Genomic DNA, 16,938 nt, shown 5'->3' with positions numbered 1-16,938 from the left:
CGTAAGCGTCGCCCGCGCACCCTGTCCCGGATCAGCATTCAGTCCAAGGTCATGGTGCTGTTGCTGCTGTCCAGCCTCACATCGTTGGGTGTGATCGGCGTGGTCGAATATGTCGCAGCGCGTAACGCGCTGGTGCCCGCCGCATCCGAGCGGATGACGCAAATGCGCGAGGCACAGAAGCGGGCGGTGGAAACACTGTTCTCCGACCTGACGAATTCGCTTGTCATCTACAGCCGCGGGTCCACCGCAATGGATGCCGTGCAGGCCTTCACCGCCGGCTTCGACCAACTGTCCAACGCGACGATCGATCCGGGCCAGCAGCAGGCGCTGGTGAACTACTACACCGACAAGCTGATCAAACCGGTCGAGCGCGACACCGGCACCAAGCTGGATCTGGGTGCGCTGTTGCCCAACAGCAATTCGCAGAAATATCTGCAAGCGCACTACACCGTCGCGGGCACGTCCTCCGACGCCGGCGACGGCAGCGCCTGGTCGGCCGCGAATGCCCGCTTCAACGACTACTTCCGCGAGATCGCCGTCCGTTTCGAATATCGGGACGCGTTGCTGCTCGACACCCGCGGCAACGTGGTCTACAGCGTGCGGAAAAGCCCGTCGCTGGGCACCAACATTTTGAACGGCCCCTATCGGCAATCCAACCTGCGCGACGCCTACCAGAAGGCAATGGCCGCGAACTCCACAGATTTCGTGTGGATCACCGACTTTCAGCCGTACCAGCCTCAACTCGGCGCGCCCATCGCGTGGCTGGTCGCGCCTATCGGCCCGCCCGGTAAAGCGGCGGGAGTGCTGGCGCTGCCGTTGCCGATCGCCAAGGTGAACCGCATCATGACGGCCGACAAGCACTGGGAGGCCGCCGGCATGGGCCGCACCGCCGAGACTTATCTCGCCGGGCCCGACAACGTAATGCGTTCCGATTCACGGCTATTCCTCGAAGACCCCCAGAGATACAAGCGTGAGGCGGTCGCGGCCGGGACCCGGCCCGATACCGTCGACAAGGCGATCAGGTGGGGCGGCACCACACTGGTGCAACCCGTCGCGACCGCGGCGGTGGCCGCCGCCCAACGCGGCGAGTCCGGAACCACAATCGACACCAGCTATCTCGGCCGTCGGGAATTGGTCGCCTACGCTCCGCTGAGCCTGCCGAATTCTGACCTGCACTGGTCGATCTTGGCAACCAGGGAAACCGACGAGGCCAACGCCCGGATCGAGTCGCTGACCCGCACACTCGTGGTGACCACCACGGCAATGGTTTTCGCCGTCTGCGTCGCGGCGCTACTGGTGGCCCAGATATTCGTCCGGCCCATCCGGCGGTTGCAGGCCGGCACGCAGGAGATCAGCTCGGGGAACTACGACGTCACGATCCCGGTGACCTCACACGATGAAATCGGTGACCTCACTGCCGCTTTCAACGAGATGAGCAGGAACTTGCAGATCAAAGAAGATCTGCTGACCGAACAGCGGAAAGAGAATGACCGCCTGCTCGGGTCGTTGATGCCCGAGCCGGTGGCGCAGCGTTACCGCGAGGGCGAACAGATTGCCCAAGAACACCACGACGTCACCGTCATCTTCGCCGACATCATCGGCCTGGACGAGATATCGAACCGGCTACCGGGCCACGAATTGGTGGGCATCGTCGACGAGCTGATCCAGGAGCTCGACTCCGCCGCGGAAGCACTTGGCGTCGAACCGATTCGCACACTGCACAACGGCTACCTCGCCAGCTGTGGGCTGAACGTTCCCCGCCTGGACAGCATCCACCGCACCGTTGAATTCGCCGTCGAGATGCAGGGAATCATCCGGCGATTCAACAGCCGCACGGGCTACCATCTGGCCCTGAAAGCCGGTGTCAACACCGGCAACGTCATCAGCGGACTGGTCGGGCGATCCAGCATGGTCTACGACATGTGGGGCGCAGCAGTCAACCTGGCGTACCAGATGCGCAGCGGCACAACACAATCGGGGCAATCAGGAGTTTATGTCACCGCAGAGGTGTACGAGGCGATGCGCGACATCCGCCAGTTCGTGCCGGCAGGCAGCATCACCGTCGGGGGCGTCGAACAGCAGATCTGGCAATTGTCGGAGGAACAGTGAACAGCATTGGCGCGTCAACGCTTTACTGGGCCGCGGGCCTGGTATTCGGCTTGCCGCTGCTGCTGATCGGCCTTACCGAGTGGCATCAGAGCCTTGTCCGCAAGAGCAGTCACCTCGCTCGGCCCGTCATGCTGCTGCGCACGTATCTGGTGCCGTTGGGTGCGCTGTTGGTCCTGCTCGTCCAGGTGGCGAAGATGCCCGCCCACTTTACGTCGGTACGTGTACTCGCGACGGTGTTCGGCTTTGTGGTGCTTGTGCTGTTGCTATCCGGGCTGAACGCAACGGTTTTCGAGGGCGCACCGCAAGGATCCTGGCGGCAGCGGATTCCCGGCATCTTCCTTGACGTGACCCGGTTCTTGCTGATCGGCGCGGGCCTGGCGGTCATTTTGTCCTACGTCTGGGGCGTGCGGGTCGGCGGCCTGTTCACCGCGTTGGGTGTGACGTCGGTGGTCATCGGCCTGATGCTGCAAAATTCCGTGGGGCAGATCGTCTCTGGCCTGTTCATGTTGTTCGAGCAGCCGTTCCGGATCGGCGACTGGCTGGACACCCCCGCCGCCCGGGGCCAGATCGTGGAGGCCAACTGGCGTGCCGTGCACATCCAGACGGGCCGCGGGCTGCAGATCACCCCGAACTCGGTGCTCGCCACTACCTCCTTCACCAATCTCAGCCGTCCACCGGGCGGACACCACCTGGTGATCACGGCCACGTTCTCCGAAGCCGACCCGCCCGACCGGGTGTGCGCGCTGCTGACGCGAGTCGCCACCGCATTGCCGCAACGCCGAACCGACGTTGCCGCAACGTCGATGCCCGCGGGCGGCGCCGAGTACCGCATAACGATCGGCTTGAAGTCGCCCGCAGACGACTCCGCGGCGCAGGCCACGTTTCTGCGGTGGCTCTGGTATGCCTCGCGGCGCGAGGGCCTTCACCTCGACGGCGCCGACGACGACATCTCGACAACCGAGCGCATCGAACAGGCGCTGCAGACAGTGGTGGCTCCGGCATTGCGGCTCAATCAAACCGATCAGCAGGCACTGCGGTCGCACGCGAAAATCGTCCGCTATGGGGAAGGCGAGATCGTCGAGCAGGCCGGTCGTGTGCCGGCCAAGATGACCTTCTTGATCGCCGGGAGCATCCGGTTGACCGCGGTCGCCGAGGACGAATCGGTCGTCGTGGTCGGCACTTTGGACGAAGGCGCGTTCCTCGGCGTGACCGCGCTGACCCGCCAACCCAACCTGTCCGACGCGCATGCCGTGACCGAGGTGACGGCGCTTGAAATCGACCGCGATCACCTCGTCGAGTTGGTGATGCACAAACCGCTGCTGTTGCAGGACCTGGGTCGCGCGATCGACGAGCGCCGCGCCCGGGTGCAACAGGCGCGGGTTCCCGCTTAGCCGATCAGATGTTCGGCGCGCTGCTTGCCGTCCCAGCGGCGCAGCCCGACGAAGCGGCCGTCGAGTTGCGCCGGGCGCCCCGCGATGCGCAACGCCCGGCCCAGTTGATGCCCGCCGACCCGGCGGGCCAGCGTGGTGTGCGCGGTCCACTGCCCGGGCAGGCAGTTGGGCATGGGTGCCGGCGTCATGTGCGGAAGGCAGTGCCGGTACACCTCCGCATGCAGCGCCAGCAGGTCGGCTGTCGGCACGACGAGCCGGGTCAGAATGGCACTGCTCTTGCCGAACAGCAGCGACGCCCCGACGGTGCACGTCAGCGGGAGCCGCTGCGCGACGGGCGCTAGCAGCGCGTCGACGTCCGGCGCGATGTGCTCGGCCACGACCAGCGTGACGTGCGGGCGCGACGCCGGCGCCTGGCTGGGTATGCCGGCGGCGGCCAGGCTTTCCCAGATCCGGCGGATGGCCGTCTCGCTGTCGTGGTCGAAGACCAGCTCGATCGAGTGAACCATCAGCCGGCCAATGACGTCACCCAGTCGCGGTCGAACGCCTGCGCGCTCATTGCCGAGAATTCCGCGGGCCCCATGGATCCGGCCCCCGCGGGCAACGCGGCCCGCACCGGCGCCAGCCGCTCCAGCGCGCAGCGGTTGGTGGTCTCAACCGTTCCCGGCTGCGCCGGCCAGCTGCCGATCACCAGTCCGGCGCACGAAAGTCCTTGTGTGCTAAGGGCTTCCAGCGTGAGCGCGGTGTGGTTGAGGGTGCCCAGCTCGGCGGTTGCCACCACCAGCACCGCCGCACCCAGACCAATAGCGATGTCGCGCAACGTGATTCCGTCCCGCACCAGCTCGACCAGTAAACCGCCCGCGCCCTCGACGAGGGTCAACCGGCCGGGCTGGTCGATACTGCGGATCGCGCTGAGCACGTCGTCCCGGGTGGGCAGGCTCATCCCGGCCAGCTCGGCGGCGGCCACCGGGGCCAGCGGCCGGGGATAGCGCGCCACCCCAACCAGTTTGGTGGCGCCGGACAACCGGGCCACGTCGGCGAGGTCGTCGTCGCCGGCATCGGTGCCGGTCTGCACGGGTTTGCACACCGCGACGTCCAGGCCGGCCTGGCGGGCATGGCAGGCCAGCGCCGCCGTGGCGACCGTCTTGCCGACCCCCGTCCCAGTGCCGGTGACGACCAGGACCGTCAACGGCCTGACAGCACGTCGGTGAGCACGCGGCGGGCCAGGTCGAGCTCGTCGGCGTCCAGCGACGCGCGCGCGGTCAGCCGCAGCCGCGAGGTGCCGGCGGGCACCGTCGGTGGCCGGAAACACCCGACCCGCACCCCTGCGTCCAGGCAGGTGGTGGCGGCGGCCAGCGCCACCTCGGGGTCGCCCAGGATCACCGAGACGACGGCCGACTCCGGCACCTCGGGGACGTCGCAGATCTGTGCCAGCGTGCGCGCGTGCTGCAATACCGCCTTCGGCCGCCACGGCTCGGCGGCCAGAACTCGCAGCGCCGCCAGCGCCGCGCCCACCGCCGCGGGTGCCAGCCCGGTGTCGAAGATGAAGGGCCTGGCGGCGTCGATCAGGTGGTCACGCACGGCGGTCGAGCCGAGCACCGCGCCGCCCTGGCTGCCGAGCGCCTTGGACAGCGTCGTCGTCATCACCACGTCCGGCGCGCCGGCCAGCCCGAGCTCGTACAGCAGCCCACGGCCACCGCCGCCGCGTACCCCGAGGCCGTGCGCCTCGTCGACGATCAGCAGCGCGCGGTGCCGGCGGCACGCCTCGTGCAGCTGTCGCAGCGGTGCCAGTGCGCCGTCGGCGGAGAACACCGAGTCGGTGACGACGACGGCGCGCTCCTCGTCGCGCGCCGCCAACGCCGCCTCGACGGCGTCGACGTCGCGGTGCGGGGTCACCACCACCCGGGCCCGCGACAGCCGGCACGCGTCGACCAGCGACGCGTGCGAGAACGCGTCGGACACCACGAGCGATCCCGGACCGGACAGCCCGACGACCGCACCGAGATTGGCGGTGTATCCCGACGAGAACACCAAACCCGCTGCGGCGCCGACGAATTCGGCAAGCGCGGTCTCGAACTCCTGGTGCAGCTCGGTATCACCGGTGACCAGCCTCGACCCGGTTGCGCCGGTCCCCCAGGTGCGCAGCGCGTCGACTCCGCCCTCGATGACGGCGGGATGCTGCGACAGACCCAGATAGTCGTTTGACGCCAGATCCAGCTCGGTGGCCACCGGCGGGCGCGGCCGCAGCGAGCGCCGCAACCCGGCCGCGCGGCGCTGCTGTTCCACCGCCTCCAGCCACGCCAGCGGCGACACGTCGATCTGCGTCATCGGCTAAGAGCCTAGTGGCGATCGCCAGCGCGGCGGAGCCGGGCGCTGGGGGCACCCCCAACCGCGGAGCGGCGAGGGGGACGGGTCGCCACTGCTAGCCCACGAGGCGTGCGACGTCGACCATGGCCGAGGTGACCTGCGCGATCTCCGCGGGTGTGCAGATGAACGGGGGCATCGCGTAGATCAGGTTGCGGAAGGGCCGCAGCCACACCCCGCGGTCCAGCGCCGCCGGGGTGGCCACGGCCAGGTCGACCGGCCGGTCGCATTCGATGACGCCGATCGCGCCGCACACCCGCACGTCAGTCACCGCGGGCAAACCGCGGGCCGGCTCGAGCCCGGCGGCCAGCCCCGCGCTGATGCCGGCAACCGTCTTCTGCCAGTCCTGGCCGAGCAACAGTTCCACGCTGGCCACCGACACCGCGCAGGCCAGCGGGTTGGCCATGAACGTCGGCCCGTGCAACAACGGGCCCGAGGCGGTGATGGTCTGCGCAATCTCGGCGGTACACAGCGTGGCCGCCAGGCTGAGGTAGCCACCGGTGAGCGCCTTGCCCACGCACATGATGTCGGGGCTGACCCCGGCGTGGTCGGCGGCGAACAACTCGCCGGTGCGGCCGAAGCCGGTAGCGATCTCGTCGAAGATCAGCAGCACCCCGTGCCGGCTGCAGATGTCGCGCAGGTCGGTCAGGTAGCGCGGGTCGTGAATGCGCATCCCGCCGGCGCCCTGCACGACGGGTTCGACCACCACCGCCGCCAGTTCGGCGACGTGTTCGGCCAGTTGGGCCTCGAAGGTGGCGCTGTAGTCCGGGTCGTAGTCGCGAGGCACCTGCGGGGCGAACACTTGCGGCGCCAGCACGTCGGTCCACAGCTTGTGCATGCCGCCGTCGGGGTCGCAGATGCTCATCGGGGTGAAGGTGTCACCGTGGTAGCCGCCGCGCCAGGTCATCAGCCGGCGTTTGGCGTACTCGCCGCGGCTGCGCCAGTACTGCAGCGCCATCTTGACCGCGACCTCCACCGACACCGACCCGGAGTCGGAAAAGAACACCGTCTCCAGGCCGGCCGGGGTCAGGTCGACCAGCAGCTGGGCCAGCCGGGCGGCGGGCTCGTGGGTCAGCCCGCCGAACATGACGTGGTTCATGGTGTCCAGCTGGGTGGCCAGCGCCTTGTCCAGCACCGGATGGCCGTGGCCGTGGATCGCGGTCCACCAGGAGCTCATCGCGTCCAGGGCCTCGACCGGCTCGCCGTCGCGGACCAGTGTCAGCCATGCACCGCGGGCGCCGACGGCCACCACCGGCGCCACGGCTTCCGCGCCGATCGTGCTGTAGGGATGCCACAGATGCGCGGCATCGATCGCGCTGATCTGCTGTGGCGTCAACGCGGGCATGGAGACCGAGGGTAGGTCCATGGCGAGCAGACGCAAAATCCCCCTTTTCGGCACGAAATTGGGGGATTTTGCGTCTGCTCGTCAACACTTGGCGACATGACCACCGACCCCGACCAACCGCCGAGGCCACGGGTGCGCCTGGCGCTCTGGGACCTGATCTGCACCGCCGCGATATGGGTGGTGGTCGTGGTCGTGGCCGTCACGACGGGTTTGCCGTCGCATCTTTTCGGCTTCCTCGCCCAGGTGTGCCCGGCGGACAATTGCCCGCCGGCGCCGTTCGGGATCGACCAGTGGATCTACCCGGTCGTGTGGGGCGGGATCGGTGCGGCGGCGGCCGCGGCGGTGATCGGCCCGTTCGTGTCCGTCGTGAAGGGCTGGTACCTGTTCTTCTGGCCGCTGCTGGCGGTCGCCATCGTCATGCTCAGCTCGTTGGCCGGCTCGGCGATCACCGCGTTCAGCGAACCGTATTGGCGTTGAGGCGCTGAGAGCCAAATCACAACGGGCCCCGCGAAATTGGCCGCGGCACAGCAGCGGTCACCGTTCGGTCACGGTCCGACAAATTTATCCGCTGCAGGTCAGCCGGCACCCCGGCCAGCGGTACCCTCTGTTACAGGAGTGATTTAAGTGGCTGCTGTGAAAGCAGCGGTCGAGAGGGGTGGAATCCCATGAAACGCGTTTACGCCGTCGCGGCCAGCCTGGCGGTATTGGCGGCCCCCGCGGTCGTCGCCCCTGGGCTCGCGACCGCCGACCAGCGAACAGGGTATGGGCAGCCCATCGACATCGTGATCCAGCGCGCACTGTCTCAGCGCGGAGTACCGTACGTCTACGGCGGCGGCAACGCTGCCGGGCCCACCAACGGCGTCCGCCAAAGCGGAAACTCCGTCCCGGGGATCAGCACGGTTCCGCGTGCCGGCACCTACCCGGGTACGCCCACCCTGCCGGGCGCTGTCACCGTCCCTAACGCGGGAACCGTCGGCTTCGACGCTTCCGGACTGGTCCAGTACGCCTTCGCCGGCGCCGGGATCAAGATGCCGCGGACCTCGGGCGAGCAATGCAACGTCGGGCGTAAGGTCCCGCCCGCGCAGGCCCGTCGCGGCGACCTGATGTGCTACGGACCCGGCGGCAGCCAGAGCGTCGCAATCTACCTGGGCAACGGGCAGATGATCGAAGCGACCGAGCCTGCCGTCACGGTCTCGGCCGCCCGCACCACCAACATGGTTCCCTACCTGACCCGGATCATCGAGTAATTCGCGCTCCGTGTGGGGCCGGGGACGGTCGACAGGTTAGGTAAATTGACTGTCGATCATGATTGCCCTGTCCCCGACCCGCCCGGCGCCTGTGGCCGTCCCGGATTCTGCACCAGCCGCGATGGGGAACCGCAAGACAGGGTTCTACCGCCACGATCTCGACGGCCTGCGCGGCATCGCGATCGCGTTGGTCGCAATGTTCCACGTCTGGTTCGGGCGGGTCTCCGGCGGCGTCGACGTGTTCCTCGCACTGTCCGGATTCTTCTTCGGCGGCAAGGTACTTCGCAGCGCGCTCAACCCCGCGTCGTCGTTGTCGCTGCTGCCCGAGGTGACCCGGCTGATCCGCCGGCTGCTGCCGGCGCTGGTGGTGGTGCTGGCCGGATGTGCGGTGCTGACCATCCTGGTGCAGCCGCAGACCCGTTGGGAGACCTTCGCCAACCAGAGCCTGGCCAGCCTGGGTTACTACCAGAACTGGGAGTTGGCGCACACCGTGGCCGACTATCTGCGCGCGGGCGAGGCGGTCAGCCCCCTGCAGCACATCTGGTCAATGTCGGTGCAGGGCCAGTTCTATATCGCGTTCCTGGCGCTGGTCTTCGGCCTGGCGTATGTGTGCCGGCGCCGGTTCGGGCACCGGCTGCGGGCCACGTTCATCGTGGTGCTGAGCGTGTTGACGACGGCGTCGTTCGTGTTCGCGATCTTCGCTCACCAGGCCAACCAGGCGACCGCCTACTACAACAGCTTCGCCCGCGGCTGGGAGCTGCTGCTGGGGGCGCTGGCCGGCGCGCTGGTCCCCTACATCCGCTGGCCGATGTGGCTGCGCACGCTGGCGGCGACCGTCGCCCTGGCGGCGATCGTGTCCTGCGGTGCGCTGATCGACGGCGTCCGGGAGTTCCCCGGGCCGTGGACACTGGTCCCGGTCGGCGCCACTGTGCTGTTCATCCTGGCCGGGGCCAACCGCCAGGCGGATCCCGGCACCCGCGACCGGCTGCCCCTGCCCAACCGGATGCTGGCCACCGGGCCACTGGTGACCCTGGGGTCGATGGCGTATTCGCTGTACCTGTGGCACTGGCCGCTGCTGATTTTCTGGCTGTCCTATACCGGCCACCGGCGGGCCAATTTCCTCGAGGGCAGCGCGGTGTTGCTGATCTCCGGTGTGCTGGCCTACCTGACCATGCGCCACGTCGAGGATCCGCTGCGGTACCGGGCGCCGGCCAATCCCACGCCGCACCCCGTGATCCCGTGGCGCACACGACTGCGCCGGCCGACGATCGCGCTCGGGTCGGTGGTGGCGCTGCTCGGCGTGACGCTGACCGCCACGTCGTTCACCTGGCGCGAGCACGTCACCGTGCAACGCGCTGACGGCAAGGAGCTCAGCGGGCTTTCCGCACGCGACTATCCGGGGGCGCGGGCGCTGGTCAAACACGTGCGGGTGCCCAAGCTGCGGATGCGGCCCACCGTGCTGGAAGCCGAGAACGACCTGCCGCCGTCGACCCGGGACGGCTGCATCAGTGACTTCAACAACCCCGCGCTGATCAACTGCACCTACGGCGACCACGACGCCACCCGCACCATCGCACTGGCCGGCGGCTCGCACGCCGAACACTGGCTCACCGCACTCGACTTGCTGGGCCGCATGCACCACTTCAAGGTGGTGACCTACCTGAAGATGGGCTGCCCGCTGTCCACCGAGGAAGTCCCGTTGATCATGGGCAACAACGAGGCCTACCCGCAGTGCCACGAGTGGGTGGGTAAGACCATGGCCAAGGTGATCGCGGACCGTCCCGACTACGTGTTCACCACGTCCACCCGGCCGTGGAACATCAAACCCGGAGACGTGATGCCGGCAACCTACATCGGCATCTGGCAAGCGTTCTCCGACAACAACATTCCGGTTCTGGCCATGCGGGATACGCCGTGGCTCGTCAAAGACGGCAACCCGTTCCAGCCGGCCGACTGCCTGGCCAAGGGCGGCAATGCGCAGTCGTGCGGGATCAAGCGTTCCGAGGTGCTGTCCGAGCACAACCCGACCCTCGATTTCGTCGGGCAGTTCCCGCTACTGAAGCCACTGGACTTAAGCGATGCGATCTGCCGGGCCGACATGTGCCGCGCGGTCGAGGGAAACGTGCTGATATACCACGACGCTCACCATTTGTCCGCCACCTACATGCGGACGCTGGCGGGCGAACTCGGCCGGCAGATCGCTGCGGCAACCGGTTGGTGGTGACCCATCTGCGGCACGGATAGGTTTATCTGATGGCATCGAATAGCTCAGGCCTGCAATCGGACAGCGTGCCCACTCTGACCACGGTGTGGCCGGGCAACAGCTATCCGCTCGGGGCCACCTACGACGGCGGCGGGACGAACTTCGCGTTGTTCTCCGAGATCGCCGAAAAAGTCGAGCTGTGCCTGATCGACGAGCACGGTGCCGAAACCCGCGTCAACCTCGAGGAGGTCGACGGATACGTCTGGCATGCTTATCTGCCGAACGTCGGCCCCGGCCAGCGTTACGGCTTTCGCGTGCACGGGCCGTTCGAGCCGGCAGCCGGACATCGCTGCGACTCCAGCAAGCTGTTGCTCGACCCGTACGGCAAGGCGTTCGACGGCGACTTCAAATTCGGCCAGGCGCTGTTCTCCTACGACATGGCCGCCGCGGCCAAGGACCCCGCAGACACCGGCACTCCCCCGAGGATCGACTCGCTCGGGCACACGATGACTTCCGTGGTGATCAACCCGTACTTCGACTGGGCGTCGGACCGCGCGCCGCGCACGCCGTACAACGAGACGATCATCTACGAGGCGCACGTCAAGGGGATGACCCAGACCCATCCCGGTATCCCCGAAGAACTGCGCGGCACCTACGCCGGCCTGGCTCATCCGGCGATCATCGAGCACCTCAAGTCGCTGAATGTCACTGCGATCGAACTGATGCCGGTGCACCAGTTCCTGCACGACCACCGACTGGTCGAGCTGGGGCTGCGAAACTACTGGGGCTACAACACCTTCGGCTTCTTCGCCCCGCACAACCAGTACGCGGCCAACCGGCAGGCCGGCGCGGCGGTGGCCGAATTCAAGACCATGGTCCGCACCTTCCACGAGGCCGGCATCGAGGTGATCCTCGACGTGGTGTACAACCACACCGCCGAAGGCAACCATCTTGGTCCCACGATCAACTTCCGCGGCATCGACAACGCCGCCTACTACCGGCTGGAAGACGAAGACCTGAGGTTCTACAAGGATTTCACCGGCACCGGCAACAGCCTCAACGCCCGCAACCCGCACACCCTGCAGCTGATCATGGACTCGCTGCGGTACTGGGTGACCGAGATGCACGTCGACGGCTTCCGCTTCGACCTGGCGTCCACCCTGGCCCGCGAGTTCTACGACGTCGACCGGTTGAGCGCGTTCTTCGATCTGGTGCAGCAGGACCCCGTGGTCAGTCAGGTCAAGCTGATCGCCGAGCCGTGGGATGTCGGCGAGGGCGGCTACCAGGTCGGCAACTTCCCAGGTTTGTGGACCGAGTGGAACGGGAAATATCGCGACACTGTGCGTGACTACTGGCGGGGCGAGCCCGCAACCCTGGGCGAGTTCGCGTCCCGGCTGACCGGGTCGTCGGACCTCTATGAAGCAACCGGGCGACGCCCGTCCGCCAGCATCAACTTCGTCGTCGCCCACGACGGGTTCACGCTGAACGACCTGGTGTCCTACAACGAGAAACACAACGAGGCCAACGGCGAAGAGAACCGCGACGGCGAAAGCTACAACCGGTCGTGGAACTGCGGCGTCGAGGGACCCACCGACGACCCCGACATCCTGGCGCTCCGCGCCCGCCAGATGCGCAACATCATGGCCACGCTGATGGTCTCGCAAGGCACGCCGATGATCGCGCACGGCGACGAGATGGCCCGCACCCAGCAGGGCAACAACAACGTGTACTGCCAGGACTCCGAATTGTCCTGGATGGACTGGTCATTGGCCGACAAGAACGCCGATCTGCTGGCCTTCACCCGCAAGGTCACCGCCCTGCGCACCGATCACCCGGTGTTTCGCCGTCGCCGGTTCTTCGCCGGCCAGCCGATCCGCAGGGGCGACGAGGTCCGTGACATCGCCTGGCTGACGCCCGCCGGCGCGGAGATGACACCCGAGGACTGGGACAGCGACTTCGGTAAGAGCATCGCGGTGTTCCTCAACGGCGAGGCGCTCCCCGAGCCGGACCGCCGCGGCGAGCGGATCGTCGACGACTCGTTTCTGTTGTGTTTCAACGCCCACGACCACGAGGTCGACTTCGTGATGCCGCACGACGACTACGCGCGGGAGTGGACGGCGGTGCTGGACACCACCGATCCCACCGGTGACGTGGAGCTGGTGGTCAACGACGGCGACGAGATCTCGCTGCCCGCCCGTGCTCTGCTCGTCTTGCGTAAGACGTTGTAACGCATGGCTTATCCGATACTCGCGACCTACCGGTTGCAGTTGCGCGGCGCATCCAGTGGGTTCGGGTTCACGTTCGCCGACGCCGAGAACCTGCTGGACTACCTCGACGACCTCGGGGTGTCACACGTGTACCTGTCGCCGATCATGACCGCCGTCAGCGGGTCCGCGCACGGCTACGACGTCACCGATCCGACGACGGTGTCGGCAGAACTCGGCGGCTCGGAAGGGCTGGCCCGGCTCTCAGCGGCGGCGCGCAAGCGCGGCATGGGCCTGGTTGTCGACATCGTGCCCAACCACGTCGGCATCGACCAGCCGCAGCAGAACCCGTGGTGGTGGGATGTGCTGCAGCATGGCCGGTCGTCGGCCTATGCGTCGTTCTTCGACATCGACTGGGATCTCGGTGACGGCCGAATCATCTTGCCGGTCTTGGGTTCCGACGACGACGTCGCCGACCTCGCCGTGGACGGCGACCTGCTCCGACTCGGCGACCTGGCGTTCCCGATCGCCCCGGGCACCGGCAACGGTACCGGGACCGAGGTGCACGATCGACAGCATTACCGGCTGGTCGGCTGGCGCAACGGCGTCTGCGGCTATCGCCGGTTCTTTTCGATCACCTCGCTGGCCGGGCTGCGTCAGGAAGACCGCGCGGTGTTCGACGCCTGGCATGCCGAAGTGGCCCGATGGGTCACCGAGGGACTCGTCGACGGCGTTCGGATCGACCACCCCGACGGATTATCCGATCCGGCAGGCTATTTGGAGTGGCTACGCCAGCTGCTCGGACCGCAGCCCTGGATCGTGATCGAGAAGATCCTGGCCGTCGACGAGGCGCTGGAGCCGACACTGCCGGTGGCCGGCACCACCGGCTACGACGTATTGCGGGAAATCGGAGGGCTGTTCGTCGACCCCGCCGGGGCACCTGCGCTGACAGCGCTGTTCGAGTCCGCCGGCGTCGACTACCAGGCGATGCCGGCGCTGCTCGGCGAACTCAAAGGTGTCGCCACCACCGTCACCCTGGCCAGCGAGCTGGCCCGGCTGCGTCGCTGCATCGTCGCGGCCGCCGGCGCCGACCATCCGCTGCTGCCCGACGCCGTAGCTGCGCTGCTCGCCCACATCGACGTGTACCGCAGCGACTACCGCGGACTGGCATCGATACTGCCGACCGCTTTCGCCGAAACGCAAGCCTCGACACCGGAACTCGGTCCGCCGCTGCAGCTGATCGCCGCCGCTCTGGCCGGCGGCGGTGAGCCGGCGGTGCGACTGCAGCAGTTGTGCGGCGCGGTGACCGCCAAATCCGTTGAGGACTGCCTGTTCTACCGCGATGCCCGGCTGGTGTCGCTCAACGAGGTCGGCGGCGACCCGCAACGGTTCGGCGTCGGCGCCGCCGAGTTCCACCACAGCGCCGCCACTCGGGCCCGGTTGTGGCCGCAGACCATGACGACGCTGACTACACACGACACCAAACGCGGCGAGGACGTCCGCGCGCGCATCGGTGTGCTGTCGCAGGTGCCGTCGCTGTGGGCCGAATTCGTCGCCCGCTGGGAGACCCGCACGCCCTCCCCTGATCCCGCCACCGGGCTGTTCCTGTGGCAGAACATCTTCGGGGTGTGGCCGCTCGACGGCGAGGTCACCGCGGAGCTGCGAGAGCGGCTGCACGCCTACACCGAAAAGGCGATCCGCGAGGCTGCCTGGCACACCTCCTGGCATGACCCGGACACCGACTTCGAAGAGGCCGTGCACCGCTGGCTTGACAGTGTGCTGGACGGTCCGGCGGCCCGGGAGCTGACTAGCCTGCTGGCCCAGCTGAATTCGCATGCCGAAAGCGACGCACTGGGCCAGAAGCTGCTGGCGTTGACCGTCCCCGGCGTCCCCGACATCTACCAGGGCACCGAACTGTGGGACGACAGCCTGGTCGACCCTGACAACCGGCGGCCGGTCGACTACACCGCGCGTCGCGAGGCGCTGAAAACGTTGCAGCACCCCAAGATCCGGGTGGTCGCGGCGGCGCTGCGGCTGCGGCGCGCTCGCCCGGACACCTTCCTGCAGGGCGGTTATCACCCGGTGCTCGCCGCGGGGAACGCCGCCGATCATCTGGTGGCGTTCCGGCGCGGCGACGACGTCCTGGTCGCGGTCACCCGATGGACGTTCCGGCTGGAAGACACGGGTTGGGGCGACACCGTGGTGCCGCTGCCGGCGGGCTCGTGGACCGACACGCTGACAGGCAAGCGCTGGAGCGGATCGACGGCGGCCGCCGACCTGTTCGCCGAGTTGCCCGTCGTATTACTGGAGCGTGCCGGTGACTGAATTCGCGGTCTGGGCGCCCAAGCCCGAGCAGGTGCGCCTCGACGTCGGCGGTGCGGTGCATCCGATGACCCGCTCAGCCGACGGGTGGTGGCGCACCACCGTCGACACCGCGCCCGACGCCCGTTACGGCTATCTGCTCGACGACGACCCCACAGTGCTGCCAGATCCGCGATCGGCCCGCCAGCCCGACGGCGTGCACGAGCGCTCGCAACTGTGGGACCCGTCGACGGTGGCCTGGACCGACGGCGACTGGGCCGGCCGGTCGGTCGAGGGCGCGGTGATCTACGAACTGCACCTCGGGACCTTCACGCCCGCAGGCACTTTCGACTCCGCTGTCGAAAAGCTGGACTACTTGGTGGATCTCGGTGTCGACTTCGTTGAGCTGATGCCGGTCAACGCGTTCTCCGGGACGCACGGTTGGGGATACGACGGCGTGCTGTGGTATGCGGTGCACGAACCCTACGGCGGGCCCGACGGGCTGGTGCGGTTCGTCGACGCTTGCCACAGCAGGGGCCTCGGGGTGTTGATCGACGCCGTGTTCAACCATTTGGGGCCGTCGGGCAACTACCTGCCGCGGTTCGGCCCGTATCTGTCGTCGGGCAGCAACCCGTGGGGCGAGGGCATCAACATCGCCGACGCCGACTCCGACGAAGTGCGCCGCTACATCATCGACTGTGCGCTGCGCTGGATGCGCGACTTCCACGCCGACGGGCTGCGGCTCGACGCCGTGCACGCGCTGGTGGACACCACCGCGATCCACATCCTCGAGGAGCTTGCAGCCGAAACCGACGGCCTCGCAGCGCAACTCGGCCGACCGCTGTCGCTGGTCGCCGAAAGCGACCTCAACGACCAGCGGCTGATCACGCCCCGCGACCAGGGCGGTTACGGGCTCACCGCGCAGTGGGACGACGACATCCACCATGCGATCCACACCGCGGTCTCCGGCGAACGACAGGGCTACTACGCCGATTTCGGCTCGATGGCCACGCTGGCCACCACGTTGCGCAACGGCTTCTTCCACGCCGGGACCTACTCGTCGTTTCGGCGCCGGCGCCATGGCCGGCCGCTGGACACGTCGAAGATTCCGGCCACCCGGCTGCTGGCCTACACGTGTACGCACGATCAGGTCGGCAACCGGGCGCTCGGGGATCGCCCGTCGCAGAACCTCTCCCCCGGCCAGCTCGCCGTCAAAGCGGCGCTGGTGCTCGGATCTCCTTACACAGCAATGCTTTTCATGGGCGAAGAATGGGGTGCGTCCACCCCGTTCCAGTTCTTCAGCTCGCACCCCGAACCTGAGCTGGCCCGCGCGACCGCCGAAGGCCGCAAAAAAGAGTTCGCCGAGCATGGCTGGGACGCCGACGAGATTCCCGATCCGCAGGATCCGCAGACGTTCCAGCGGTCCAAACTGGACTGGAGCGAGGTCGAGACCGGCGAACACGCGCGGCTGCTCGGCGTGTACCGGGACCTGGCCACGTTGCGGCGCAAGGAATCCGACCTGGCCGATCCGTGGCTCGACGACCTGGCCATCGACTACGACGAGGACCGGCGCTGGATCGTGATGCGCCGCGGCCGGTTCGCGATCGCCTGCAACCTCGGTGCCGACGCCGCGCAGATTCCGGTCGCCGGTCAGGTGGTGCTGGCCTGGGACCCGCCGCACGTCGGCGACACAACGACCGAACTGCCCGGCCATTCGTTCGCGATCTTGCGGGTTGTGGATAGCTGACTACCGGCCGGCCCGGGACCCGCGAATGAT

General features: G+C 67.7%; 12 protein-coding genes. 8 read left to right on the top strand and 4 right to left on the bottom strand.

Annotated elements, in window-relative coordinates:
- Window positions 1-51 precede the first annotated feature (51 nt).
- Both MFM001_RS13305 and MFM001_RS13300 read left to right on the top strand, forming a co-directional pair.
- Entirely contained in the window at window positions 52-2,109 is a 2,058-nt protein-coding gene (locus MFM001_RS13305; protein ID WP_116375731.1) for an adenylate/guanylate cyclase domain-containing protein, read from the top strand.
- Window positions 2,110-2,114: 5 nt separating this feature from the next.
- Window positions 2,115-3,500, top strand: a complete 1,386-nt coding sequence (locus tag MFM001_RS13300) for a mechanosensitive ion channel family protein (RefSeq protein ID WP_116375792.1) — start codon at window positions 2,115-2,117, stop codon at window positions 3,498-3,500.
- On the opposite strand, the gene MFM001_RS13295 is transcribed toward MFM001_RS13300, so the two are convergent.
- The 4 genes from MFM001_RS13295 to MFM001_RS13280 all read right to left on the bottom strand — a co-directional run bounded on the left by MFM001_RS13295 (window position 3,497) and on the right by MFM001_RS13280 (window position 7,206).
- The gene (locus tag MFM001_RS13295; RefSeq protein ID WP_116375730.1) at window positions 3,497-4,006 is read right to left on the bottom strand and encodes a 2'-5' RNA ligase family protein; all 510 of its coding nucleotides are present in this window, start codon (window positions 4,004-4,006) and stop codon (window positions 3,497-3,499) included. The two genes, MFM001_RS13300 and MFM001_RS13295, sit on opposite strands and share 4 nt — an antisense overlap.
- On the bottom strand, window positions 4,006-4,686 hold the full coding sequence (bioD, locus tag MFM001_RS13290; protein ID WP_116375729.1) for a dethiobiotin synthase: 681 nt from the start codon (window positions 4,684-4,686) through the stop codon (window positions 4,006-4,008). Before bioD ends, MFM001_RS13295 begins: the two co-directional genes overlap by 1 nt.
- The gene (locus tag MFM001_RS13285; RefSeq protein WP_116375728.1) at window positions 4,683-5,825 is read right to left on the bottom strand and encodes an 8-amino-7-oxononanoate synthase; all 1,143 of its coding nucleotides are present in this window, start codon (window positions 5,823-5,825) and stop codon (window positions 4,683-4,685) included. The genes bioD and MFM001_RS13285 overlap by 4 nt, the downstream gene beginning before the upstream one ends.
- A gap of 94 nt (window positions 5,826-5,919) precedes the next feature.
- A complete protein-coding gene (locus MFM001_RS13280; RefSeq protein WP_116375727.1) occupies window positions 5,920-7,206 on the bottom strand; it encodes an adenosylmethionine--8-amino-7-oxononanoate transaminase in 1,287 nt (428 codons plus the stop codon).
- Between the two features lie 96 nt (window positions 7,207-7,302).
- Between MFM001_RS13280 and MFM001_RS13275 the strand changes: the two genes are divergently transcribed.
- The 6 genes from MFM001_RS13275 to treZ all read left to right on the top strand — a co-directional run bounded on the left by MFM001_RS13275 (window position 7,303) and on the right by treZ (window position 16,908).
- Entirely contained in the window at window positions 7,303-7,683 is a 381-nt protein-coding gene (locus tag MFM001_RS13275; protein ID WP_116375726.1) for a hypothetical protein, read from the top strand.
- Between the two features lie 188 nt (window positions 7,684-7,871).
- Window positions 7,872-8,453 carry an NlpC/P60 family peptidoglycan-binding protein RipD gene (ripD, locus tag MFM001_RS13270; protein WP_116375725.1) on the top strand — a complete coding sequence of 194 codons (582 nt, stop codon included), beginning with the start codon at window positions 7,872-7,874 and terminating at the stop codon, window positions 8,451-8,453.
- 58 nt (window positions 8,454-8,511) lie between these two features.
- Complete coding sequence (locus MFM001_RS13265; protein ID WP_116375724.1) at window positions 8,512-10,677, top strand: acyltransferase family protein; 2,166 nt, start codon at window positions 8,512-8,514, stop codon at window positions 10,675-10,677.
- A gap of 29 nt (window positions 10,678-10,706) precedes the next feature.
- Window positions 10,707-12,884: a glycogen debranching protein GlgX gene (gene glgX, locus MFM001_RS13260; protein WP_116375723.1), complete on the top strand. Its 2,178-nt coding sequence runs from the start codon at window positions 10,707-10,709 to the stop codon at window positions 12,882-12,884.
- A 3-nt stretch (window positions 12,885-12,887) separates the two neighbouring features.
- Complete coding sequence (treY, locus tag MFM001_RS13255; RefSeq protein ID WP_116375722.1) at window positions 12,888-15,185, top strand: malto-oligosyltrehalose synthase; 2,298 nt, start codon at window positions 12,888-12,890, stop codon at window positions 15,183-15,185.
- Entirely contained in the window at window positions 15,178-16,908 is a 1,731-nt protein-coding gene (gene treZ, locus MFM001_RS13250; RefSeq protein ID WP_116375791.1) for a malto-oligosyltrehalose trehalohydrolase, read from the top strand. Before treY ends, treZ begins: the two co-directional genes overlap by 8 nt.
- Window positions 16,909-16,938: the final 30 nt, after the last annotated feature.

The organism is Mycobacterium sp. MFM001, assembly GCF_003402475.1.
GTDB lineage: Bacteria > Actinomycetota > Actinomycetes > Mycobacteriales > Mycobacteriaceae > Mycobacterium.
Note: the sequence above shows the minus strand (reverse complement) of the source record. Positions and strands in the feature narration are given on the sequence as shown.